Consider the following 24,328-nt stretch of genomic DNA (forward strand, 5'->3'; position numbering starts at 1 on the left):
AGTTCAAAATAGGGAAGCAGGGTGGGTGTAGTGAGCAGGCTTGCCCTGCGCTGGGCTGCGAAGCGGCCCTGACCCAGGCGCCGCGTTCTTTCAGGCAGAACTGATTGGCAGGTTTTGGGGCCGCTTCGCGCCCCAGCGCAGGGCAAGCCTGCTCACTACACAAGTCCGCTTCCGGTTCTAGCGCACGGCTTCGAAGAGCCCCGTCGCGCCCATGCCGCCGCCCACGCACATGGTGACGATGCCGTAGCGCAGATTACGCCGCTGCAACTCACGCACCAAATGCCCGACCTGCCGTGAACCGGTCATGCCGAACGGGTGCCCGATGGAGATCGAGCCGCCGTTGACGTTGTACCGGGCATTGTCGATTTCCAGGCGATTGCGCGCATACAGGCACTGGGAGGCGAACGCTTCGTTGAGTTCCCACAGGTCGATATCCGCCACCTGCAACCCCTTGGCCTTGAGCAGCTTAGGCACCGAGAACACCGGGCCGATGCCCATCTCGTCCGGCTCGCAGCCCGCCACGGTAAACCCACGGAAAAACGCCTTGGGCTTAAGCCCCAGGGCCAGGGCTTTTTCCAGGCTCATCACCAGGGTCATCGACGCACCGTCGGAGAGCTGCGAGGAGTTGCCCGCCGTCACCGAGCCGTCTTCGGCGAACACCGGTTTCAAGCCCTGCAAGCTGGCCAGCGTAGTGTCGGGGCGGTTGCAGTCATCGCGATCAACGACGCCGTCAAGCACCTGTACTTCGCCGGTGTTCTTGTCCTCGACCTTGTACTTGACCGCCATCGGCACGATTTCATCATTGAACAGTCCATCGGCCTGGGCCTGGGCAGTACGCTGCTGGCTTTGCAGGGCATACAGGTCCTGTTCTTCGCGGCTGACGTTGTAGCGACGCGCAACGATCTCGGCGGTCTGGCCCATGGGGAAGTAGAGGCCCGGCACCTGCTCTTTCAACAACGGGTTGATCAGGTTGTCGGTGTTGACGCTTTTCAGGGTCAGGCTGATGGATTCGACACCACCGGCGACGATGATCTCGCTGCAGCCCGAGGCGATCTGGTTGGCGGCGATGGCAATCGCCTGCAACCCCGACGAGCAGAAACGGTTGAGGGTCATGCCCGCCGTCCCCGTGCCCAGTTGCGAGAGCACCGCCACGTTGCGGCCGATGTTGTAGCCCTGCGCGCCTTCGTTGGAACCGGCACCGACGATGCAATCTTCCACCGTGGCCGGGTCGATGCCGTTGCGGGCGAGCAGCGCGTTGACGCAATGGGCCGCCATATCATCCGGGCGGGTCTGGTTGAACTTACCGCGAAAGGATTTGGCCAGGCCGGTTCGCACGCTGTCGACAATCACTACTTCACGCATGGGCTACCTCGATCGTGTGGTGGTTGGATCGAGCATAGAGCCAGCCCCGCGCAACCGCGACGATCATTCACCCGGCGTATACAAAAGCATGGCCCGCGTGCTCGCCCTGCAGTGACCTGGATTGTTTTGGTGATTGGGGCTGTTGTAGTGAGCAGGCTTGCCCTGCGCTGGGCTGCGAAGCGGCCCTAAAACCTGCCAATCAGGTTTGTCTGAAAGGACGCGGCGCCTGGGTTGGGGCTGTTGTGGTGAGCAGGCTTGCCCTGCGCTGGGCTGCGAAGCGGCCCCAAAACCTGCCAATCAGGTTTGCCTGATAGGACGCGGGGCCTGGGTTGGGGCTGCTTCGCCGCCCAGCGCGAGGCAAGCCCGCTCACTACAATAGGCAAGCCTGACGGCCATTATTTCTTTTTCTTTTTATCGTGCTTGTCGGACTTGGCGAACGCCTCCTCCAAGGCCAGGTTGATGGTGCGCAACACCTTGACGCGCGCCCAGCGCTTATCGTTGGCTTCCACCAGGGTCCAGGGCGCGACTTCGGTGCTGGTGCGGTCGACCATATCGCCCACGGCGGCGCGGTAGTCATCCCACTTGTCGCGGTTGCGCCAGTCGTCTTCGGTGATCTTGAAGCGCTTGAACGGGATCTCTTCACGCGCCTGGAAGCGTTCCAGTTGGGTCTGTTTGTCGATGGCCAGCCAGAACTTGACCACGATCACCCCTGCGTCGCGCAGTTGCTCTTCAAAGTCATTGATCTCGCCATAGGCGCGCAGCCAGTCGGCCGGGGTGCAGAAGCCCTCGATCCGCTCCACCAGCACACGGCCGTACCAGGAGCGGTCAAACACGGTGAACTTGCCCCGTGCCGGGATTTTCTGCCAGAACCGCCACAGGTAAGGCTGGGCACGTTCGTCTTCGGTGGGCGCGGCGATCGGCACGATATGGTACTGGCGTGGGTCCAGCGCCGCCGCCACCCGGCGAATCGCCCCGCCCTTGCCTGCCGCATCGTTGCCTTCGAACACCGTGACCAGAGCGTGCTTGCGCATGCGTTTGTCGCGCATCAGGCCGGAGAACCGCGCCTGCTCGGTGATCAGCTGTTCTTCGTAATCGTCCTTGTCCAGGTGCAGCGTCATGTCGAGGCTGTTGAGCAGGCTCATCTGGTCGACAGCCGACGGCAACGGTGCCGGGTTCATGCCGCTGGCCTTGCCCTTGGGCAGTTTCAAGGCGTTTTGCAGGCCTTCGAGCAGGATCTTGCCCACGGTGAGGCTGCGATAGTTGCTGTCGACGCCTTCGATCACATGCCACGGCGCGTAGTCGCGACTGGTACGCCGCAGCACGCGCTCGCCGAAATGCACGAACTTGTCGTAGGTCTCGGACTGCTGCCAGTCTAACGGGCTGATGCGCCAGCTGTGCAACGGGTCATCGGCCAGGGCCTTGAGCCGCGCCTTCATCTGCTTCTTGGACAGGTGGAACCAGAATTTGAAGATCAGCGCGCCTTCGTCGCAGAGCATTTTTTCCAGGCGTTCGGCGCCGGCAATAGCCTGGTCAAGCCGCGCGTCCTTGATCTGCCCATGCACCCGGCCTTGCAGCATCTGGCTGTACCAGTTGCCGAAGAAAATCCCCATGCGCCCTTTGGCCGGCAGTTGGCGCCAGTAGCGCCAGGCCGGTGGCCGGGCGAGTTCTTCGTCGGTCTGCTGGTCGAAAGTGCGCACTTCAATCAGGCGCGGGTCCATCCATTCATTCAGCAGCTTGACCGTCTCGCCCTTGCCGGCGCCTTCGATGCCGTTGATCAGGATGATCACCGGGAAGCGCTTCTGCTGCTGCAGTTCGTACTGCACTTCCAGCAAGGCTTCGCGCAGGGCCGGCACTTCGGCCTCAAAGGTGTCTTTGTCGATGGCGTGACCGATTTCGGCGGATTCGAACATGGGCAGCTCCGTTTCAAGATGGCTCAAGACTAGCGGATTGGGCAACGCCGTGCGGGAGGAAATTCCACGCATGCTTGCCGTAGGTCAATTCAACGCTTGTTGATCAGCTAGAATGGCCGCCTTGCCTTTGCCTGCTTCTATTGCCTATGAGTCGCCCATGAACCCCGTTACCCACGCCCAGCTCGACTGGGATGAGCAAGGTCGCCCACACTCGCGGGTCTTCGACGATGTGTACTTCTCCGACAAGTCGGGCCTTGAAGAAACGCGCTACGTGTTCCTCGAACAGAACCGTTTGCAGGAGCGCTTCGCCGCCCTGCCGGCCCAGGGCCACTTGGTAATTGGCGAAACCGGTTTCGGCACGGGGTTGAATTTTCTCTGCGCCTGGCAGTTGTTCGAGCAACACGCCGTGGCCGGTGCCCGCCTGCATTTTGTCAGCGTGGAAAAGTACCCGCTGAGCCACGCCGACCTGCAGCGCGCCCTCGCCCTTTGGCCGGAACTGCAGCCGTTTGCCGATCAGTTGCTGGCGCAGTACATCGCCATTCATCAAGGCTTCCAACGGCTGGTGTTGGCTCACGGCCGCGTGACGCTGACGCTGCTGATCGGCGACGCCCTTGAACAGCTGCCCCAATTGGACGCCCAGGTCGACGCCTGGTTTCTCGACGGGTTTGCCCCGGCCAAGAACCCCGACATGTGGACCGCCGAGCTGTTTGCCGAACTGGCGCGGCTGGCGGCCCCCGGCTCGACCATCAGCACCTTTACCAGTACCGGCTGGGTGCGCCGCTTGATCAACGCCGCCGGCTTCAAGATGAAGCGCACGCCAGGCATCGGCCACAAGTGGGAAATCCTGCGCGGCGAGTTTCTCGGCTGGCCCGCCGAAACGCCCGCGCCGGAAGCTATCAAACCCTGGTTTGCCCGCCCCGCGCCGCCGCCCGGCGCGCGCACGGCCCTGGTGATCGGCGGCGGCCTGGCCGGCTGCACGAGCGCCGCCAGCCTGGCGGCGCGCGGCTGGCAGGTGACGCTGCTGGAGCGTCACGCGGCGCTGGCGCAGGAAGCCTCGGGTAACCCGCAGGGCGTGCTGTACCTCAAGCTTTCGGCGCATGGCACGGCGCTGTCGCAATTGATCCTCAGCGGCTTCGGCCATACCCGCCGGCTGCTCGAACACCTGCACCGTGGCGTCGACTGGGACGGTTGCGGCGTGCTGCAACTGGCGTTTAATGCCAAGGAGGCCGAACGCCAGGCGCAGCTGGCCCAAGCCTTCGCGCCGGAGCTTTTGCACGTGCTGGATCAGGCGCAGGCCCAGGCGCGCGCCGGCGTGGCCTTGGAACACGGCGGGCTGTTTTTCCCCGAAGGCGGCTGGGTGCATCCGCCGGCACTGTGTGAGTGGCAAGCGTCACATCCGCTGATCACGCTGTTGCAGCATCGCGAGGCCCTTGAGTTGCGCCAGGTCGATGGCCAATGGCACGCCCACGACGGCCACACCCTGCTGGCCAGCGCCAGCGTGGTGGTACTGGCCGGCGCCGCCGAGATCAACCGCTTCCCGGTCAGCGCCGAGCTGCCCCTCAAACGCATTCGCGGGCAAATCAGCCGCCTGCCGCAAACCCCGCAAAGCCAGGCACTGGCCACGGTGGTGTGCGCCGAGGGTTACGTCGCGCCTGCGCGCTTGGGGGAACATACGCTCGGCGCCAGCTTCAACTTCGCCAGCGAAGACCTCACCCCCAGCACCGCCGAACACCTCGGTAACCTGCAGATGTTGCGGGAAATCTCCGTTGACCTGCTGCAACGCCTGCACGCCGACACCCTTGACCCCGAGCACCTGCAAGGCCGTGCGGCCTTTCGCTGCACCAGCCCCGACTATCTACCGATTGTCGGGCCACTGGCCGACCGCGAGGCGTTCCACCTGGCCTACGCGGCGCTGCGCAAGGATGCTCGGCAAGTCCCGGACATTGCCTGCCCCTGGCTCGATGGCCTGTACATCAACAGCGGGCACGGCTCGCGAGGTTTGATCACCGCCCCGCTGGCGGCAGAGCTGCTGGCCGCCTGGCTGAATGACGAACCGCTGCCCGTCCCCGCCAGCGTCGCCCACGCCTGCCACCCCAACCGTTTTGCCCTGCGGGGATTGATCCGGGGCACGTCCTGAGGGTTTTACACACTGCACGCCTGGGCAAGTCGCCGGTCAGTTGAAGAAGGGCCGCCAGCCTCATCTCGGAACTCAAGGGTTGGGGTGTTTCAGAAGGTACGGCCGGCATGGCAATTGTCCGTATGGCAGGTGTTTCGCCAAACCTTATCAACGGGCTTGAGGCTGTTGCGCCTACCTATCTACCCCCCCTCGACTGACGCATCACCGCACTGATGCCCAATCGCCTTATAACCGATCGTTCTAAAACTCCCATCCACCACACGGGTCAGTTTCTCAACGCCCGGCCTTTTTGGCGTGCGGCATTTCATCCCTCCCCAACGGAAAAACCGGTAAGGAATTTATGTGCGGATTAGCTGGAGAGTTACGTTTCGATGCCCAACCTGCCGACCTGGCAGCTATTGAGCGCATCACCCATCACCTGGCCCCGCGTGGGCCTGACGCTTGGGGGTTTCATGCCCAAGGGCCTGTCGCGCTGGGCCATCGGCGCTTGAAAATCATGGACCTGTCGGATGGCTCTGCCCAACCGATGGTCGACGCCCAGCTGGGGCTGTCCCTGGCGTTCAACGGCGCGATCTATAACTTCCCCGAACTGAGAGAAGAGCTGGAAGCCCTCGGCTACGCCTTCTACTCCGGCGGCGACACCGAAGTGCTGCTCAAGGGTTATCACGCCTGGGGCGAAGCGCTGCTGCCCAAGCTCAATGGCATGTTCGCGTTCGCCATCTGGGAACGTGATGCCCAACGCCTGTTTATTGCCCGCGACCGTCTGGGCGTGAAGCCGCTGTACCTGTCGCGCACCGGCCAGCGCCTGCGCTTTGCGTCGGCCTTGCCGGCGCTGCTCAAAGGCGGGGATATCAACCCGATCCTCGATCCGGTGGCACTCAATCACTACTTGAACTTCCACGCCGTGGTGCCCGCGCCGCGTACCTTGCTGGCAGGCATCGAAAAACTGCCGCCGGCGAGCTGGATGCGCATCGACGCCAACGGCAAGACCGAGCAGAAAACCTGGTGGACCCTGCCCTACGGCCCACATGACGATGAACGCAACCTGAGCCTGGAAGACTGGACTGACCGCGTACTCGACAGCACCCGCGAAGCCGTGGCCATCCGCCAACGCGCCGCCGTGGATGTCGGCGTGCTGCTGTCCGGCGGCGTCGATTCGAGCATGCTCGTGGGCTTGCTGCGTGAAGTCGGCGTGCAAGATCTGTCGACCTTCTCCATCGGCTTTGAAGACGCCGGTGGCGAGCGTGGCGACGAGTTCCAGTACTCGGACCTGATCGCCAAGCACTACGGCACCCGTCATCATCAATTGCGCATCGCCGAAAGCGAGATCATCGAGCAACTCCCGGCGGCGTTCCGTGCCATGAGCGAGCCGATGGTCAGCCATGACTGCATCGCCTTCTACCTGTTGTCACGGGAAGTGGCCAAGCATTGCAAGGTGGTGCAGAGCGGCCAGGGCGCCGACGAACTGTTTGCCGGTTACCACTGGTACCCGCAGGTGGACGGCGCCGCCGATCCCTACGCCGCGTATCGCGATGCGTTTTTCGACCGCAGCTACGACGACTATGCCGCCACCGTCGCGCCAAAATGGCTGACCGCCAACGACGCCGCCGGTGACTTCGTGCGCGAGCACTTCGCCATGCCCGGCGCGGATGCGGCAGTGGACAAAGCCCTGCGCCTGGACAGCACGGTCATGCTGGTGGACGACCCGGTCAAACGCGTCGACAACATGACCATGGCCTGGGGCCTGGAAGCGCGTACGCCGTTCCTCGACTACCGCTTGGTTGAGCTGTCGGCCCGTGTACCCGGCAAGTTCAAGTTGCCCGACGGTGGCAAGCAGGTGTTGAAAGAGGCCGCGCGCCGCGTGATCCCGAACGAAGTGATCGACCGCAAGAAAGGTTACTTCCCCGTGCCAGGCCTCAAACACTTGCAGGGCGATACGCTGAACTGGGTGCGTGAATTGTTGCTGGACCCGAGCCAGGATCGCGGCCTGTTCAATCCCGCCATGCTCGACCGCTTGCTGACCGACCCGCAAGGCCAATTGACCCCGCTGCGCGGCTCCAAGCTGTGGCAACTGGCGGCGCTGAACCTGTGGCTCAGCGAACAAGGAATCTGAGTAATGAAACCTCTCGCAGCGGCTTACAGCCAACGCTTGTTGAAGGGCCAGGCGCCGACCTATGAGCGCCTGCAGGCCCGCCTGGCGGAAGATGGCAGCCCCTTGGCCGCCGAGCCGATTGCCGTGCATTGCGGATGGGGCCGCTTGTTGATCGGGCACACCTTTCCCGACCCGGCGACCCTGGCCCAGGAACTGCTGAATGAACAGCCGGGCGAGCGCGACATCGCACTCTATGTGGCTGCACCGCAGCAGATTCTCGGGATCGATCCGCAGCAACTGTTCCTCGACCCGTCAGACACGCTGCGCCTGTGGTTCACCGACTATCGGCCGGCCACCCGGGTATTTCGCGGGTTCCGCATTCGTCGGGTGCAGACCGAAGCCGATTGGCTGGCCGTCAACCAGCTCTACCAAGGACGCGGCATGTTGCCCGTCGACGCCGAACGCCTTACGCCGCGCCATGCCGGTGGGCCTGTCTACTGGCTGGCGGAAGATGAAGACAGCGGCGCGGTGATCGGCAGCGTCATGGGCCTCAACCACCAGAAAGCCTTTCATGACCCGGAAAACGGTTGCAGCCTGTGGTGCCTGGCCGTGGACCCGCAGTGCACCCGCCCTGGCGTGGGTGAGGTGCTGGTGCGCCACTTGGTGGAACACTTCATGAGCCGTGGCCTGAGCTACCTGGACCTGTCCGTGCTGCACGATAACCGCCAGGCCAAGAACCTTTACGCCAAGCTGGGGTTCAGGGCGCTGACCACCTTTGCGATCAAACGTAAGAACGGCATCAACCAGCCGCTGTTTCTCGGCCCGGGTCCGCAGGCAGGCTTTAACCCTTATGCCCGGATCATCGTCGAAGAAGCGCATCGGCGCGGTATCGATGTGCAGGTGGATGACGCCGACGCGGGCTTATTCACCCTCAGTCACGGGGGGCGCCGTGTGCGTTGCCGTGAGTCGTTGAGCGACCTGACCAGCGCCATCAGCATGACCTTGTGCCAGGACAAGAGCCTGACCCACAAAGTGCTCAAGGCGGCCGGTTTGAAACTGCCGTCGCAACAACTGGCGGGCAGCGCCGATGACAACCTGGAGTTCCTCGACGAGCACCAGCGCGTCGTCGTCAAGCCGCTGGACGGTGAGCAAGGCCAGGGCGTGGCGGTGGATTTGCAGAGCATCGAAGAGGTGCAGCAGGCGATTGAAGCGGCGCGCCAGTTTGACAGCCGTGTGCTGCTGGAAAGCTTTCATGAAGGCCTGGACCTGCGCATCCTGGTGATCGGTTTCGAGGTGGTTGCGGCTGCGATTCGTCGTCCTGCGGAAGTGACCGGTGACGGTCAACATTCCATCGGCGCGTTGATCGAAGCCCAGAGCCGTCGTCGCCAGGCGGCGACTGATGGCGAAAGCAAAATCCCTGTCGACGCCGAAACCGAACGCACCCTGCACGCGGCCGGCTACGACTACAGCAGCATCCTGCCACGTGGAAAAACCCTGGCCGTGCGCCGTACCGCCAACCTGCACACCGGCGGTTGCCTGGAAGACGTCACCGCCATCCTGCACCCCACGCTGGTGGACGCCGCCGTACGCGCCGCCCGCGCCCTGGACATCCCCATGGTCGGCCTGGACCTGATGGTGCCTGCCGCCGACCAGCCCGAGTACGTGTTTATCGAAGCTAACGAACGGGCCGGCCTGGCCAATCATGAACCGCAGCCTACCGCGGAAAAATTTGTCGATTTGCTGTTTCCCCATAGCTGAACGATCCGAACCCCAGGAGTCTTTATGAGCCGAACCATCCCAGAACCGGATCTGAATTACCTGCAAAAAGTCCTACTGGAAATGCTCGCCATTCCCAGCCCCACCGGATTTACCGACACCATCGTGCGGTATGTCGCCGAGCGCCTGGAAGAACTGGGCATCCCCTTCGAGATGACCCGGCGCGGCACCATCCGCGCCACCCTCAAGGGCCAGAAAAACAGCCCTGACCGTGCGGTGTCCGCCCACTTGGACACCATCGGCGCCGCCGTGCGTGCGATCAAGGACAACGGCCGCCTGAGCCTGGCGCCCGTAGGTTGCTGGTCGAGCCGGTTTGCCGAAGGCAGCCGCGTCAGCCTGTTTACCGATAATGGCGTGATCCGTGGCAGCGTGTTGCCGTTGATGGCCTCCGGGCACGCGTTCAACACCGCCGTGGATGAAATGCCGGTGAGTTGGGACCACGTCGAGTTGCGCCTCGACGCCTACTGCGCGACCCGTGCCGATTGCGACTCCCTGGGCATTGGTATCGGCGACTATGTGGCCTTCGACCCGCTGCCGGAATTCACCGAGAGCGGGCACATCAGCGCCCGCCACCTGGACGACAAGGCCGGCGTCGCCGCCCTGCTCGCCGCGCTCAAGGCCATCGTCGACAGTGGCGAGCCCTTGCTGATCGACTGCCACCCGCTGTTCACCATCACCGAGGAGACCGGCAGTGGCGCAGCGGCCGCCCTGCCCTGGGACGTGAGTGAATTTGTCGGCATCGATATCGCTCCGGTCGCTCCCGGCCAGCACTCCAGCGAGCATGCGGTGAGCGTGGCCATGCAGGACTCCGGCGGGCCGTATGACTATCACCTGTCCCGTCACTTGCTACGTTTGGCGTCTGACCACGAACTGCCGGTGCGCCGCGACCTGTTCCGCTATTACTTCAGCGATGCGCACTCGGCCGTGACCGCCGGGCACGACATCCGCACTGCACTGCTGGCGTTTGGTTGCGATGCGACCCACGGCTATGAGCGCACCCATATCGACAGCCTCGCGGCGCTGAGTCGCCTGTTGGGCGCCTACATTCTCAGCCCGCCGGTGTTCGCCAGCGATGCGCAACCGGCACAGGGCTCGCTGGATCGGTTCAGTCATCAGATCGAGCACGAGACGCAGATGGAGAGCGACACACGCGTGCCCTCGGTGGACAGCCTGGTCGGCAATAAGTCCTGACGCTGGCAACTCTGATCCCGGCGCAGTAGGATCGCCGGGATCCATCACCCGAGGCTTGTATGCTGATTCCCTACGATGCACTTGAAGTCGACACGCTGACGCGCCTGATCGAAGACTTCGTCACACGTGACGGCACCGACAATGGTGACGACACGCCCCTGGAGACCCGCGTGCTGCGCGTACGCCAGGCGCTCACCAAGGGGCAGGCGCTGATCGTGTTCGACCCGGACAGCGAGCAGTGCCAGTTGATGCTCAAGCACGACGTGCCCAAGCATCTGTTCGACTGAGATCAGAGATTGGGCACCGGCACCGGATGGGTCGTGGCGCCCAGCCGATCGCGGATCTTCTGGTAGACCTCGGCACGGTGTACATGCACCCCGTTCGGCGCCTCCACACCGAATTTCACTTGGCTGCCGTTCAATTCAAGAATGTGTACGGCGATGTCATCACCGATAGAGATGACTTCGCCTACGGCGCGGCTTAAGACCAGCATGGCGGATGTCCTTATTAGCAATGAAAGGACCTCGACCATGCGCGCTCGGTGTCGGAGCATCAATGGCTTGCGACGAAATCAGGCAGGCCCTACGTACGCAGGTAAATTGCCTGACAGACCGCTACCGGCTCAGGCCTTGGCAGCCTGAGCCTTGGCGCGCATCTTGTCGGCCATAGTGGTCATTTCATCATAGAGCAACTGCGGATTCTTCTGCTTCAACGCCCAGGCCATGCGCCCCTGTTCGTGGGGCAGGATCATGAACTCACCCGCCGCGACGCGTTGATAGATGTAATCGGCGATATCCGCCGCCGAGATCGGCGAACTCTCCAGCAGCTTGCCCACTTGGGCCTTCATCGCTGGGGTCGGTCCACGGAACGAGTCGAGCAGGTTGGTCTGGAAGAACGATGGGCAGACCACATGCACGCCGACCTCCTGTTGCTTGAGTTCCACCAGCAGGCTTTCCGACAGCGCTACCACGCCAGCTTTGGCCACGTTGTAGTTGCTCATCGCCGGCCCCTGCATCAGCGCGGCCATGGACGCGATGTTGATGATACGGCCCTTGCTCTTTTCCAGCAGCGGCAGGAACGCCTTGCACCCCTTGACCACGCCCATCAGGTTGATTGCGATCTGCCAGTCCCAGTCCTCCAGGGACAGTTCGGCAAAGAAGCCTCCCGAGGCGACGCCGGCATTGTTGACGATCACATCAACCCCGCCGAGCTTTACCTCGCAGGCTTGGGCGAATGCAGTGAGCTGGCTGTAGTCGCGCACGTCGCAACGCTGGACGAAGCCATCACCCCCGGCTTCACGCACCAATTTGAGGGTTTCCTGCAGCCCCGGCTCGCTGACATCCGACAAGGCCAACTGCCAACCCTCGCGGGCCCAACGCAGCGCGATTTCACGACCCAGGCCGGACCCGGCGCCAGTGATCATCATGCGATTTTGCATAGAAAGTAGCCTTGTGGTTCACGGAAGAAGTGACCGGCAGTGTAGCGAAGGTTTTTCCAGCACCCACCCACCATCAGATTGATGAATGCCCCTGGCAAACCAGCGGCTGGGTCGGAGGGTTGCGTATAGCCTAAGTTCAATATTTTTCAACTAATCGGGCGCAGTTGCGAACTGCATTAAAAGAAATAAGCAAGTGTGCGAAATGCTTTAAAAAAATACTGAATTTTCCACCAGGGGCACCAGTCGGAGTTGTTAAGGCGTTCGTTATTAAACTGCGGGCCTATCGTTAAATAACCGGTCTTTGCAGAAGGCCAATAAGGAAAAAAAACCATGAGCCTCATTCTGATCATTATCTTGATCCTCCTGCTGGTCGGTGGTCTGCCAGTGTTCCCTCACTCGCGTAACTGGGGTTATGGCCCGTCGGGCATCCTGGGTGTGGTACTGGTGGTCCTGCTGGTGCTGTTGTTGCTCGGTCGGATATAAACGCCGGGCAAAAAAAAGAGGCCTTTAAAGGCCTCTTTTTTATTGCCGGTTAATTAATCCGGCTTGCCGTCAATCACACCGGCGGTGTTATCCAACAGGCTCTTGGTGGCCGTCTGCAGGAACGACTCAAGTTTCTGCCTCAGTGCCGCCTCGTCCGGCGATTCAGCAATCACTTTACCGGTCGGGTTGGCGCCCAGTTCGTATTCCCACAGCTTCGGTGGCATTTCCTTGGGCAGTACCAGTACACGGTCGCCGGTGAGCAATGCCACGGTCTGGTCGCTGCCCGATGGCTTGATCACGCCGAAACCTTTATCGCCTTCCGGCAGGTTCAACAGGTCACGGCCCCAGCACTGGTGCAGGGTCTCGCCGCCCAGGCGCCCCATGATGGTCGGCACGATGTCGATCTGAGTACCGACGGTATGGTTGCGCTCGCCGAACTTCTCCTGCATGCCCGGCGCGATCATCAGCATCGGCACGTTAAAGCGGCCCAGGTCCATTTCGGTGATTTGCTGCTCGTTGCCGAAGCCGTGGTCGCCGACGATCACGAACAGGGTTTCCTTGAAATACGGCTCTTTGCGGGCTTTCTCAAAGAACTGACCCAGGGCCCAGTCGGAGTAGCGCATCGCGGTCAAATGCTCGTCGAGGCTGCCACGGCCAGTGACTTTGTCCACCGGCAACGGGGTCGGCAAAGCGTAAGGCGTGTGGTTGGACAGGGTTTGCAGCAACGCGTAGAACGGCTTGCCGCCTTCACGGGCTTTCAACTCTTCCAGGCCACGGTTGAACATGTCCTGATCGGACACGCCCCAGGTGGGGTCAGAGAACACCGGATCGACAAAGTCGTTGCGACCGATGAAATTGGTCATGCCCTGGTTGCTGAAGAAGCCCGACTGGTTGTCCCAGGCGAAGTCGCCGTTGTAGACATACACGTCGTCAAACTTGCGTGCGCTGAGCAACTGCGGCAGGCCCGACAGCTTGTGGCTGCCTTCCGGGGTCTGCATCAGGTATTCGAAGGCGGGCAGGTTCGGGAAGCACGCCATGGTCGCGAACATACCCTGGTGGGTATGGGTGCCGTTGGAGAAGAAGCGGTCGAACAGCAGGCCTTCCTTGGACAGTTTGTCGAAGTACGGCGTGATATTGCCCGGACGACCCAGCGCCCCCACCGAGTGACCGGCGAAGCTTTCCATCAGGATCACGACGACGTTTTTGATCGGCAGGGTTTTCTCGGCCGGTGGCGTGAACTCGCGGCGCACAGCGGCGGTGTCGGTATCCACCAGTTTTTCTGTCGGCAGCACCAGCATGTCGCGCACGGTCTGGGTTGCCAGCGGCTGCTCCAGCGTGGCTTTCCAGGTGTTATCCCGGTGTTCCGAGAAGCGGGCCTTGGCCGCGCCGATCAGCGACAGCGTGCCATTGAGGCCCAACTGGTTGGCGAAGTTCGAGTCGGTGGTGTACACGTCACCCCAACGCAGCGGCGGGCCCTGGCGCAGGGTGCCACGGGCGGCGACCACGGCGATCAGCAGGCAGACCACGAACACCGCGATGCGCGAGTACCACGGCGCGACCTGGCGGGTGCCGATGCTGCCACCGCTGAAGGGGCCGCGCGGGCGTGTCGCACGGTCGGCACCTTTGAACGCCATGCTGAGGATCAGCGTGCCCACGGCCCAGGCCAGCAGGTAGCGCACCACCGGGAAACCGTACCAGAGCATGCTCATCACGGTTTTCGGGTCTTCCTTCACGTACTGGAAGACCAGGCCGTTGAGGCGCTGGTGGAACTCGCGGTAGAAGTCCATTTCCATCAGGCCCAGGAACAGGGCGATGCTGGACGCCACGGTCAGCCAGAAACGAAAGAACCCGCGGGCTGCCATTGCCCGTACGCTGAACAGTGCCAGCAGCAACGGAGTGATCAGGTACACCACCAGACGCAGGTCCAGGCGCAGGCCGTTGGCGAACGCTTCAAGGAAGGTCGAGGCCGGCGTATCGAGGATCATCTCGCGGTTGTAGACCAGCAGCGCCAGGCGCAGCAGGGAGAACATCACCATCATGACCAGTGCGCAGAGCAGCGTGTACGCCAGATGGGATTTGACGGTCGGTTGCAGCAGGCGATTAGAAGCTCGCTGCTGACTCAGGGCGTCCGGGTTTGCCATGTCGTTTCAGGACCCATTGGAAGTTTAAGTGACGAAGTGGTGCAGTGGCGCGAATGGTGCCCGATCAATCACAGCAAGGCTATTAATTACTGAACGAGCAGCGCCGTCCCGCGTTTAAGACACCTTGAGGCAGGGCCTTGGCAGGGAGATTCAACCGGCGAATTGTCTTGGATAAGATGTGAAAATTGTGTGCAGCGAATATTTCGATACACAAATCTCAGGGGTGTGGTGAGAGGGTTCACTGGAGATCGGATGGGGCTGCTTCGCAGCCCGGCGCGGGGCAAGCCCGCTCACCACAACAAGCCCGCTCACCACAGCAAGCGCGGTCACCACAGCGAGCCCGCGCCTACATGGATTGTGCTCACTCTAGAGCCGCACATTTCCCCGTGGCCCGGCGATCGCCCAGATGATCAGGCCCAGCACCGGCAGCAGGAGGATCAACAGGATCCACAGCACCTTGGCGCCCGTGCTCGCGCCGCTTTTGAATACGTTGATGATCGCCCAGATATCCAGCGCCAGGATAATCAGCCCGATCAAGCCATTAAAAGTGGAACCCATGGTGTTGCTCCTAAAGTGAGGGCATGCACCTTTAGGATAGCCAGCCCTGGCCGGGGTTCCGTTTTATTTCAGACGTGGACGGCAACTTTCAGCGCTTCCAGGGAGGGTTCGGCCTTAATGCCGACTTCGGCACACAGCTCGAGCACGCGCGGCAGGTCGTTACCGTAGACCAACACGGCCTGGATCTCGTCATCCAACGGTTGGCTGAAGTTGAGCAGCACATAGCCGCCGTCTTCCGGGCTGAGCGCGCTCATCTGGATCTGGATACGGTTCAGGGCCGTCAGGGCTTCGGTCTTGGCCAGTTGCTTGGGCGTGAGATTGAACGCCACGCCTGGGCCGAACGACGCGACGATCTGCGCGAACAGGTCGCCGTAGGTGTCGGCCTGGAACACCACGGTGTCCGGCAGGCTGCCCACCACGACCCACTCCCCCAACGGAATGGGGAATGTGTCGTCGTAGTTGATATCCGGGTTGGCCGCCAGAAACGCCACCGGGTCCGCGTAGGCCTGCGCCGCTTCATCGGCGATACGCGCCACCTCGTCCTCGCCCATGACGCCGGCGCTGATGTTGCTGATAAGTTCGACGAGGGCGGCTTTCATGGGGTGATCCTGTAGCGGGCTGGTTTTCGAGGGCGCAAAGCCTACACCAGTTTTTGCAATTGCGCCGCCGTATCCACCGCGCCCATGGTTTGCGCGGCGGCCAATGCCGTCGCGCCCTGGGCATCGGTGGCCTTGGGGTTGGCGCCCTGGCCGAGCAGGTAGTCGACCATTTCAACGCGATTGAACATCGCTGCCATCATCAATGCGGTACGGCCATCGGAAGAGGCCGCCTCGACCGGCGTACCGCCTTCGATCAGCGCCTTGACCACTGGCAGGTTGCCCTTGAACGCCGCACCGGCGATCGGCAATTGGTTCTTGTCATTGGCGATCAGCGGATCGGCCTTGAATTCCAGCAGCACTTTTACCGCCTCGGCATGGCCGTGGTAGGCCGCGAGCATCAGCAAGGTGTCGCCATTGTGGTTACGAAAGTTGGCCGGCAAGCCTTTGGCCAGCAACGCGGCGAGCATGGCGGCGTCGCCTTTGCGGGCAACGTCAAACACCTGCTCGGCAAATTCTGCGGCTTCGTCGTCGGTCATCTGTTTGGCTTGGTCTGACATGTGGGACGGCTCCGTGTGTGGTCCTTTATAGGCGCCCAGTGTCGCGATGGAGTTCCCACCTGTCATGGCTTTTTTGTCAAAAGCCCCCATAGGCATATTCAATAGCGCTGCCTTTAATAACGAAAGTGCCCACCCTGAATCTGCGCCAACAACTGGCCGGTCACTGGCACGTAGCAATCCGACCCCGGCAGCCAGGCGTAGACTGGATCATTGCCCGCCTTGTCCGGGTCGAACGCTTCCTCCTTGAGCCGTACCTTCTGGTACTTGAAGGTGCCCGTGGTTTCCATCTTCACCTTGATCCGCAGAAACAGCGGCACCGCATAGTGCGGCAACTGACCGTGGGCAAATTGCAGTAACTCACGCATGTCCAGCGCGGCCAGGGATTCGCTCGGGGTGATGGCAACCATCCCGGCGCGACCATTGGTGTTTTCGATTTCCACCCCATAGGCCACTGCTTCGGCGATCTGCGGGTGCTGCAACAGGACGTTTTCCACTTCGGTGGTGGAGACGTTTTCGCCCTTCCAGCGGTAGGTATCCCCCAAGCGGTCGACAAATTGCGCGTGGCCGAAGCCAATACTGCGCACCAGATCGCCGGTGTTGAAATAGCGGTCGCCCTTCTCAAACACGTCAGTGAGGATCACCTTGCGGTTTTTTTCCGGGTCGGTGTAGCCGTCATAAGGAGATTTTTCATCGATCCTCGCCAACAACAGCCCCTGCCCGCCCTTCTTCACTTTATGCATGAAACCATCGCTGCCACGCAGCGGCTCACCGGTGTCGTGGCCGTAGTCCACCAGCGCCCAGTGCTGCAGGCAAAAGCCGACGGTGTTGTCAAAATTCAATACGTTGGTGAAGCCGATATTGCCGTCGCTGGCGGCATACAACTCGCACACATGCTCGACGCCATAACGCGCCTTGAACTGCGCCCACACGCCAGGACGCAAGCCATTGCCGACCATCTTGGTCGCGCGGTGATCACGGTCGTTTTCGCTGGCTGGCTGATCGAGCAAATACCGGCACAACTCGCCGACATAACCGAGGGTGGTCGCCTCGAATCTGCGGACATCGCCCCAGAACTGGCTGGCACTGAATTTACGCCGAATGGCGAAGCCCGACGCCCCGACCACTGCCGAGCCCCAGCACACACACAGGCCAGTGGCATGGTAGAGCGGCAAGGTGCAATAGAGGACGTCGTCCGGCCCCATGTCCAGGGCAATGCGGCCGAAGCTGATGGCGGTCTTGGTCCATCGGCCATGTTTCATGATGCCGGCCTTGGGCAATCCCGTCGTGCCGGAAGTGTAGATATAGAAGCAGGGATCGTTAAAGAAGATCTGCGCTGCGCTGGCGAGGTTCTCCACCGGACATTCAGCGCTGGCGGCCATCAGGTCGCTGTACCCCTCGGGCACCGCCGCGCCCTGCTGCTCGGCGACGAACCAGCTGCGCTGCGCAGGGATCGCCACCTGATCGCGCACCGCCTCATAGGCGGCCACCAATTCCGCCCCCACCACAATCGCCGCCGGGCTCACCAGCGTCAGGCTGTGCACCAGCGCCCCGTGGGTTTGCGCGGTATTGAGCATGGCGCAGACACCGCCCAGCTTGGCCACGGCCAGCACGCTCAACAATAATTCGGGACGGTTTTCAATAAACATCGCCACCACATCGCCCTTGCCGATGCCTTTTTCTTGCAGGTGGCGGGCGATGCGATTGGCCTGCTGGTTGGCTTCGGTGTAACTGATCACACGGTCGCCATACAGCAAGGCGGTTCCCTGCGGGTTACGCAGGGTGGCTTGTTCGAAGTGCCAGCCCAGTCCGCAGGGCTGCTCGGGGTCGGTGACATTGGCAGCACGCATCCCTCGCACCACGCGCGGCAGGGCACGCACAATCGCGGGCACCTTACGCAGCATCATGCGCCAGGTGATCATGTCATTTTGCGAGTGGCTCATGGAGGAACGTCCTTTTTCTTATTCTTCGAATGATCCTGTAACACCCGTGCGCCCATAGGCGAGAGACCGAGTGCCTTGCAGGAAAATACGTCAGCCCTTCTTCGGCTGTACACGCGGGATTTGAAAAGTTTTGTATCCCAAGGGGCGACCGCTGATAAAAGGAATTTCGCGGTGCTGGCGCAGTCATTTAAGAATGAGGCGCGCCCGCTCAACCCGGCTGAGCCACGCAAAATGCAGGATGCATGATGGCCATTCATGCAAATTGCACGAAATCGAAAATTTGTTATTTTTTTAAGTGATTGTTTTATAAAGATATTTTATCTAACCGCTAGATGGCACAATCACTGCACCTATCACTCCATGCTTGCCAACTTGAGCCAACGGAGCTGATAGACATGAGCCTGATCCAAGATAAATTCGCTTCAGTATTCTCCAACTACGACGTCACCACCCAGCCTCGCCCAGACGGCGGTATCCTGCTGACGCTGCGCAACAGCGAAGGTAAGCAGGTCAAGCGTTCGATCTCCTATCAGCAGTTGCACACTGCCGATCAGCTGACCTGGGTGATCAGTGCCATTCGCCGCGACCTGGCGGAACAAGCCAGCGAGCTGCCGCAGATTTCCATGCTGCAAAGCCAGAACCGCTTTGCCCTGCCGACTTATCATTCGGCTTAAACGCCAGGCCGTAAAAAGGGCCGTGACACCGTTGAGTGTCGCGGCCCTTTTTTTGCCTTCAGCAAAGTCCCTGACGCGCCGCTTCGTTCATCGCCTGCACACGGTTACTGACTTCCAGCTTGCCGTAGATATTGCGCAGGTGAAATTTCACCGTGGCTTCGGACGTGGTGCGAATCTGGCTGATCTCCCAGACGGTCTTGCCTTCCGAGGCCCAGCGCAGGATCTCTAACTCCGCCGGGGTCAGCGGTTTTCCCGCCAGGTTCAGACGTCGTCTGACCGCATTGGGCACCGTATACGGTGGTATCAATAATTCCTTGGGGGCGTTCATTCAATCCTCTCCTTATTTTCTGTCTCTGCCGCGCCACATTCGGATTCCTCCTATTGACAGGCGACATAAACGTTGATGCCGGAGAGAGTTACATAACGAGTGGTATTAAGGCGCAGGGCCCAGAATAAACAGCCGAGCCTTACAGAAGTTTAAGTTTCTTCCCACAGAAACTTCCAACCTATAGGGATTGTAGTTTCTGATAAATCTCGGTTAGTCGTCCAAGCCAGGGAAGTGCCGGGCGATAGTGTCGCCCGTCAATAGGGGCACCAGCCCTTGTGCGGTATTGAAACACCGCAAGGCAACACAATGCGGGTTCTCGCCCATATCGAACCAGTGCTTGATACCGGCCGGGATCACCAACAGGTCATTTTTCTCACAGCGCACGGCGTACACGTAGTCGCCAATGTGCAGGGAAAACAAACCCTGCCCCGCGATGAAAAAACGCACCTCATCTTCGCTGTAGCAGCGCTCGTCAAGAAACTGCGCACGCAGTTCAGCCTTCTGCGGGTGATCGCCGGTCACGCGTACCACCTCAATAGCCTCGTAGCCAAGGGCATCAATGTGCATCTGGTACGCCGCAATCATTTCAGCGTCACTGGCCCCTTGCCCTATCGGGCTCGGCTGCCAGCGTTCAAAGCGCACGCCGTGCTCCGCCAGGGTCGCGGCGATATCGTCAAAATGGGTCAGGACCTTGTTCGGCGTGTCCGGTGAAGCGGCGGAGTAAACAGCGACATAGCTCATTGAAGGGTTCCTTGGTTCTGCTCTTGCAATCGAAGACCGATGATAGCGGCGGCGGCCAGGGCCGCGACGCTGGCGATGCTGAAGGTCAGGGTCGGCCCCAACAGGTTCCAGCTGTAACCGGAATAAAGGGCACCCAGCGCACCGCCTGTACCCGCCAAGGCGGCGTACAACGCCTGGCCCTGGCCTTGTTGCTTATCGCCAAAACTGCGTTGCACGAAGGCAATCGCCGCGGCATGGAAACTGCCGAAAGTGGCGGCGTGCATTACCTGCGCCACTAACAACACCCAGAAAAACTCGGCAAACGAGCCCAACAGCAACCAACGCAGCGCCGCCAACAGGAAACTGGCCAGCAGCACCCGGCGCACCGAAAAGCGCGAGAGGATGCGGCTCATCGCCAGGAACATCAGCACTTCCGCCACCACGCCCAGGGCCCACAGCAGGCCGATCACGCCACGGCTGTAGCCCAGGTGTTCGAGGTGCAGGGTCAGAAAGGTGTAATACGGGCCATGGCTCATTTGCATCAACGCCACACAGGCATAAAACGCCAGCACGCCAGGGCTGCGCAATTGTTTCAGGAAGCCATCGCCAGCCAGGCGATTGCCGTGGGTGGTGGGCTGCGCATTCGGCACCCACAGGCTGGCGCCAATGATGCCGGCCATGATCACCACGACGACGACCGGGTAGATGTCCAGGCTCAGCCAATCGAACAGGCGACCCATGATTACCACGGTGAGGATGAAACCGATGGAGCCCCACAGGCGGACCTGGCTGTAGCGGGAGGTCTGTTTTTGCAGGTGCGCGAGGGTGATCACTTCAAACTGCGGCAACACCGCATGCCAGAAGAACGCATGCAAAGCCATCACCAGGGCCAGCCAGGCGTAGGTGTGGCTGACGAAGATCAGCGAAAAACTTGCCAGGGTGCACACCGCGCCAAAGCGTACGATCGCCAGGCGCCGACCGGTGTAGTCGCCCAGCCAGCCCCACAGGTTGGGCGCCACGCAGCGCATCAGCATGGGGATGGCCACCAGCTCGCCGATGCGCGCGCTGGAGAACCCCAGGTGATCGAAGTACAGCGCCAGGAAAGGCGCGGTCGCCCCGAGGAGGGCGAAGTAGAAGAGGTAGAAGCTGGAGAGGCGCCAGTAGGGAAGTGGGGGCGTCATGTCGATTTTTGGGGCTGCTTCGCAGCCCAGCGCGAGCAAGCTCGCTCACTACAACGACAGCAAGCGCGCCTGCCATGACAGGCTGTCACAGCTGGCCCAGCACCGGCGTACTCACGCGCACATTGGCGTTTTGCCCACGGTTGCGCAGCAGGTGGTCCATCAGCACGATGGCCATCATTGCTTCGGCAATCGGCGTGGCACGGATGCCGACGCAAGGGTCATGGCGGCCCTTGGTGATCACGTCCACCGGGTTGCCGTGCACATCGATCGAACGGCCCGGCGTGGTGATGCTGGACGTCGCCTTGAGCGCGAGGTGCGCCACGATCGGCTGGCCGGAGGAAATACCGCCGAGGATGCCGCCTGCGTTGTTGCTGAGAAAACCTTCCGGGGTCAGCTCATCGCGGTGCTCGGTGCCGCGCTGGGACACGCAGGCAAAGCCGGCGCCGATCTCTACACCCTTGACCGCGTTGATGCTCATCAGCGCGTGAGCCAGTTCAGCGTCGAGGCGGTCGAAGATAGGCTCGCCCAGGCCGGGTTTAACGCCTTCGGCCACCACCGTGATTCGGGCACCGACGGAATCCTGGTCGCGGCGCAGCTGGTCCATATAGGCCTCCAGCTCCGGTACTTTGTCCGGGTCGGGGCTGAAGAAAGCATTGTCTTCGACGCTGTCCCAGGTTTTGAACGGGATTTCGATCGGGCCCAACTGGCTCATGTAGCCGCGAATAATGATGCCCTGGGTGGCCAGGTACTTCTTGGCGATGGCACCCGCGGCCACACGCATGGCCGTTTCGCGGGCCGAGCTGCGGCCGCCGCCACGGTAGTCGCGCTCACCGTATTTATGGTGGTAGGTGTAGTCGGCGTGAGCCGGGCGGAACAGGTCCTTGATCGCCGAGTAGTCCTTGGACTTCTGGTCGGTGTTGCGAATCAGCAGGCCGATGGCGCAACCGGTGGTGCGGCCTTCGAACACGCCAGAGAGAATTTCGACTTCGTCGGGTTCCTGGCGTTGGGTGGTGTGGCGGCTGGTGCCGGGCTTGCGGCGGTCGAGGTCACGCTGCAAGTCCTCCAGGGACAGCTCGAGGCCGGGCGGGCAGCCGTCGACAATGGCGACCAACGCCGGGCCATGGCTTTCGCCCGCGGTGGTGACAGTGAACAGCTTGCCGAAGGTATTGCCGGACATGCAGGGCGCTCCGTGAAATCAGTTGAATCAAGTCAACCGTAATAACTTAAGGCGGCCAGTATACGCAGGCTAACCGACTAGTTCATCCTCGAAACCTTACCGGTAGACCTTGGTCCAACCGGCACCTTCCTCATGATGGCGCGATGATGCTTCGAGTTCTGCTTTTGACCCTCACTCTGTTTTCCAGCCTTGGCTTCGCCGCCTCCCCTGTCGTGCTGCAACGGCCCATCAGCCTGGACACCGGCAGTGGCGAGCTGTTTGGCTCGCTGTTGCTGCCCCAGTCGGACACCCCCGTGCCGGTGGTGCTGATCATCGCCGGTTCCGGCCCCACCGACCGCAATGGCAACAGCGCCGACGGCGCGCGCAACGACAGCCTCAAGCGCCTGGCCTGGGTACTGGCGCGGCATAACATCGCCAGCGTGCGCTACGACAAGCGCGGTGTGGCCGCGAGCCTGGCCGCCACGCCGGATGAACGCAACCTGACCCTGGACGCCTATGTGTCCGATGCAGTGGCCTGGGGGAAACTGCTCAAGGCCGACAAACGCATGGGCCCGCTGATTGTGCTGGGCCATAGCGAAGGCGCCCTGGTGGCCGCCCTTGCCGCGCCGCAACTCGATCCGGCAGGCGTTATTTCATTGTCCGGCAGCGCTCGCCCCGTGGACCAGGTGATCCGCCAGCAACTGGCCGATCACTTGCCCCCGGCCCTGTTGCTGCGCAGTAATGAGATCCTCGATCACCTCAAGGCCGGCCAGGTGGATGCCGATGTGCCTGGCCCGCTGGAAGGTATTTTCCGACCCAGTGTGCAGCCCTACCTGATCAGCCTGTTTCGCGCCGATCCCTCGGCAGCCTTCGCCAAGCTGCGTATGCCCGCGCTGATCATCCAGGGCACCAACGACATCCAGGTGGGCGTCGGCGACGCCCAACAGCTGAAAAAAGCCAAGCCCGACGCCCAGTTGACGGTGATCGAAGGCATGAACCACGTGATGCGCATCGTGCCCAACGACGTAAAGCAACAATTGGCCTCCTACAATGACCCGCAACTGCCTCTCGCCGCCGAGCTGGGCAGTCGCCTGGTGCGCTTTATCGACGGACTTCAGCCCCGTTAAACGACAAATTGCCTCCAGTCCTGACAAAAACGGCCGATAAGCCCAGGGTCGACAGTAAAAAGACTGTCGACTGGCTGGGTTTGGACAGGATCGCACGCATGACAACCACTGAAGCAACACCGGAACCGACTGCCGAGAGCCCGGCTGAAAAAACCGAGGCCGTCGACACGGCGCCCCTGCCGTGGGCGGAGGTTCAGGCCGAGCATTTCAAGATGCTGCGGTTGGCGCCCCTGGCCATCGACCGCGCCACCGGTGTGCGGCCGTTGCGGTTCGTGCAGTTCGGCTATGCCGAGCGCAATGACAAACACCACAGCCTGTTGCGCATGGTCATCCAACTGCCGGGCCAGCGGGTGCGCCGTGAGCAGAACCACTTGGACATTTGGGTCGATCACGACAAACACCGCGTGCACTTCGGCCCTGGCAACAGCCTGGAAATCGAACCGGCCAACCGAGGCATCGGGCGCTTCCTGGTCGCTCAAGGCGCCGCCTGGGCGAAGAAGAAGTGGTCACATTACCGCGTCGACGGTGTCGACCTGGCCAACAAAGACGCGTTGAACGAAGCCACCCGCCTGCGCCGCGATCATTTCCTGCGTGTCCAGGGTTTTGATGTGGCCTACGCCGATGTGCAGCACCTGAAGGGCAACGTGCAGCCCGGCAAGGTCAGCGATGTGCTGGACAGTTGGAACACCGAAAAAGTGCAGTTCGTGGAGATTCTCGAAGCGGCGCAGATGCTGCAACAGGCCGAGCAGAACCTGATGGAGCAGGAAGTGAAGCTGCGCAAGGAAGAGGAAAAGGTCACCAAGTTCAAGCGTGAAGACAGCGGGCTGCGCTTTACCATCACGTGCCTGGTGGCGTTCACGGTGTTTCAGGCCGGGCTGTTGATCTGGATTGCCACGCACCGGTAAGTCGGGGCGTACCTGACTGTACCGGTTCCAGCGGTGGGAGGGGGCTTGCTCCC

General features: G+C 61.6%; 22 protein-coding genes. 9 read left to right on the forward strand and 13 right to left on the reverse strand.

Features of this window, described 5'->3' with window-relative positions; translation table 11 throughout:
* Positions 1-177: 177 nt before the first annotated feature.
* On the reverse strand, positions 178-1,362 hold the full coding sequence (locus AC3ZU9_RS03005) for a thiolase family protein (protein ID WP_122810076.1): 1,185 nt from the start codon (positions 1,360-1,362) through the stop codon (positions 178-180).
* A gap of 395 nt (positions 1,363-1,757) precedes the next feature.
* Complete coding sequence (gene pap / locus AC3ZU9_RS03010; protein WP_015885087.1) at positions 1,758-3,272, reverse strand: polyphosphate:AMP phosphotransferase; 1,515 nt, start codon at positions 3,270-3,272, stop codon at positions 1,758-1,760.
* 157 nt (positions 3,273-3,429) lie between these two features.
* Here pap and mnmC point away from each other — a divergent pair, with 157 nt between their 5' ends.
* From mnmC to AC3ZU9_RS03035, 5 genes are all read left to right on the forward strand, one after another.
* A complete protein-coding gene (gene mnmC / locus AC3ZU9_RS03015; protein WP_490090300.1) occupies positions 3,430-5,409 on the forward strand; it encodes a bifunctional tRNA (5-methylaminomethyl-2-thiouridine)(34)-methyltransferase MnmC2/FAD-dependent 5-carboxymethylaminomethyl-2-thiouridine(34) oxidoreductase MnmC1 in 1,980 nt (659 codons plus the stop codon).
* 340 nt (positions 5,410-5,749) lie between these two features.
* The gene (locus tag AC3ZU9_RS03020) at positions 5,750-7,522 is read left to right on the forward strand and encodes an N-acetylglutaminylglutamine amidotransferase (protein ID WP_490090301.1); all 1,773 of its coding nucleotides are present in this window, start codon (positions 5,750-5,752) and stop codon (positions 7,520-7,522) included.
* 3 nt (positions 7,523-7,525) lie between these two features.
* Positions 7,526-9,259 (forward strand): N-acetylglutaminylglutamine synthetase, encoded by a 1,734-nt coding sequence (gene ngg / locus AC3ZU9_RS03025; protein WP_015885091.1) that lies wholly within the window; start codon positions 7,526-7,528, stop codon positions 9,257-9,259.
* 24 nt (positions 9,260-9,283) lie between these two features.
* Entirely contained in the window at positions 9,284-10,468 is a 1,185-nt protein-coding gene (locus AC3ZU9_RS03030; RefSeq protein ID WP_015885092.1) for an osmoprotectant NAGGN system M42 family peptidase, read from the forward strand.
* A 59-nt stretch (positions 10,469-10,527) separates the two neighbouring features.
* Positions 10,528-10,755, forward strand: a complete 228-nt coding sequence (locus tag AC3ZU9_RS03035; RefSeq protein ID WP_003236706.1) for a YheU family protein — start codon at positions 10,528-10,530, stop codon at positions 10,753-10,755.
* Between the two features lie 2 nt (positions 10,756-10,757).
* Here the strand turns inward: AC3ZU9_RS03035 and csrA are convergent, their stop codons facing one another.
* A complete protein-coding gene (csrA, locus tag AC3ZU9_RS03040; RefSeq protein ID WP_015885093.1) occupies positions 10,758-10,961 on the reverse strand; it encodes a carbon storage regulator CsrA in 204 nt (67 codons plus the stop codon).
* Between the two features lie 129 nt (positions 10,962-11,090).
* The gene (locus AC3ZU9_RS03045; protein WP_102061949.1) at positions 11,091-11,906 is read right to left on the reverse strand and encodes an SDR family oxidoreductase; all 816 of its coding nucleotides are present in this window, start codon (positions 11,904-11,906) and stop codon (positions 11,091-11,093) included.
* 330 nt (positions 11,907-12,236) lie between these two features.
* On the opposite strand from AC3ZU9_RS03045, the gene AC3ZU9_RS03050 reads away from it, so the two are divergent.
* The gene (locus tag AC3ZU9_RS03050) at positions 12,237-12,389 is read left to right on the forward strand and encodes a DUF3309 family protein (RefSeq protein ID WP_015885095.1); all 153 of its coding nucleotides are present in this window, start codon (positions 12,237-12,239) and stop codon (positions 12,387-12,389) included.
* 53 nt (positions 12,390-12,442) lie between these two features.
* Here AC3ZU9_RS03050 and AC3ZU9_RS03055 read toward each other — a convergent pair whose 3' ends face one another.
* The 5 genes from AC3ZU9_RS03055 to AC3ZU9_RS03075 all read right to left on the reverse strand — a co-directional run bounded on the left by AC3ZU9_RS03055 (position 12,443) and on the right by AC3ZU9_RS03075 (position 18,184).
* The gene (locus AC3ZU9_RS03055) at positions 12,443-14,530 is read right to left on the reverse strand and encodes an LTA synthase family protein (RefSeq protein WP_490090302.1); all 2,088 of its coding nucleotides are present in this window, start codon (positions 14,528-14,530) and stop codon (positions 12,443-12,445) included.
* A gap of 366 nt (positions 14,531-14,896) precedes the next feature.
* On the reverse strand, positions 14,897-15,088 hold the full coding sequence (locus AC3ZU9_RS03060) for a PLDc N-terminal domain-containing protein (RefSeq protein WP_015885097.1): 192 nt from the start codon (positions 15,086-15,088) through the stop codon (positions 14,897-14,899).
* Between the two features lie 68 nt (positions 15,089-15,156).
* Positions 15,157-15,687: a hypothetical protein gene (locus AC3ZU9_RS03065; protein WP_015885098.1), complete on the reverse strand. Its 531-nt coding sequence runs from the start codon at positions 15,685-15,687 to the stop codon at positions 15,157-15,159.
* A 41-nt stretch (positions 15,688-15,728) separates the two neighbouring features.
* A complete protein-coding gene (locus AC3ZU9_RS03070) occupies positions 15,729-16,244 on the reverse strand; it encodes an ankyrin repeat domain-containing protein (RefSeq protein ID WP_015885099.1) in 516 nt (171 codons plus the stop codon).
* A gap of 113 nt (positions 16,245-16,357) precedes the next feature.
* A complete protein-coding gene (locus AC3ZU9_RS03075; RefSeq protein ID WP_231808651.1) occupies positions 16,358-18,184 on the reverse strand; it encodes a long-chain-acyl-CoA synthetase in 1,827 nt (608 codons plus the stop codon).
* Positions 18,185-18,579: 395 nt separating this feature from the next.
* On the opposite strand from AC3ZU9_RS03075, the gene AC3ZU9_RS03080 reads away from it, so the two are divergent.
* A complete protein-coding gene (locus tag AC3ZU9_RS03080; protein WP_003172952.1) occupies positions 18,580-18,858 on the forward strand; it encodes a DUF3509 domain-containing protein in 279 nt (92 codons plus the stop codon).
* 58 nt (positions 18,859-18,916) lie between these two features.
* Here the strand turns inward: AC3ZU9_RS03080 and AC3ZU9_RS03085 are convergent, their stop codons facing one another.
* The 4 genes from AC3ZU9_RS03085 to aroC all read right to left on the reverse strand — a co-directional run bounded on the left by AC3ZU9_RS03085 (position 18,917) and on the right by aroC (position 22,264).
* Complete coding sequence (locus AC3ZU9_RS03085; protein ID WP_102061951.1) at positions 18,917-19,186, reverse strand: response regulator transcription factor; 270 nt, start codon at positions 19,184-19,186, stop codon at positions 18,917-18,919.
* A gap of 210 nt (positions 19,187-19,396) precedes the next feature.
* On the reverse strand, positions 19,397-19,927 hold the full coding sequence (locus AC3ZU9_RS03090; RefSeq protein WP_015885102.1) for a 1,2-dihydroxy-3-keto-5-methylthiopentene dioxygenase: 531 nt from the start codon (positions 19,925-19,927) through the stop codon (positions 19,397-19,399).
* The gene (locus AC3ZU9_RS03095; protein WP_015885103.1) at positions 19,924-21,087 is read right to left on the reverse strand and encodes an MFS transporter; all 1,164 of its coding nucleotides are present in this window, start codon (positions 21,085-21,087) and stop codon (positions 19,924-19,926) included. The genes AC3ZU9_RS03090 and AC3ZU9_RS03095 overlap by 4 nt, the downstream gene beginning before the upstream one ends.
* An 85-nt stretch (positions 21,088-21,172) precedes the next feature.
* Positions 21,173-22,264 (reverse strand): chorismate synthase, encoded by a 1,092-nt coding sequence (gene aroC / locus AC3ZU9_RS03100; RefSeq protein ID WP_102061952.1) that lies wholly within the window; start codon positions 22,262-22,264, stop codon positions 21,173-21,175.
* A gap of 143 nt (positions 22,265-22,407) precedes the next feature.
* Between aroC and AC3ZU9_RS03105 the strand changes: the two genes are divergently transcribed.
* Together AC3ZU9_RS03105 and AC3ZU9_RS03110 are read left to right on the forward strand one after the other, a co-directional pair.
* Positions 22,408-23,370 (forward strand): alpha/beta hydrolase, encoded by a 963-nt coding sequence (locus tag AC3ZU9_RS03105; RefSeq protein ID WP_015885105.1) that lies wholly within the window; start codon positions 22,408-22,410, stop codon positions 23,368-23,370.
* A 98-nt stretch (positions 23,371-23,468) separates the two neighbouring features.
* Positions 23,469-24,275 carry a hypothetical protein gene (locus AC3ZU9_RS03110; RefSeq protein ID WP_015885106.1) on the forward strand — a complete coding sequence of 269 codons (807 nt, stop codon included), beginning with the start codon at positions 23,469-23,471 and terminating at the stop codon, positions 24,273-24,275.
* Positions 24,276-24,328 lie beyond the last annotated feature (53 nt).

This window comes from Pseudomonas sp. A39 (genome assembly GCF_058145955.1).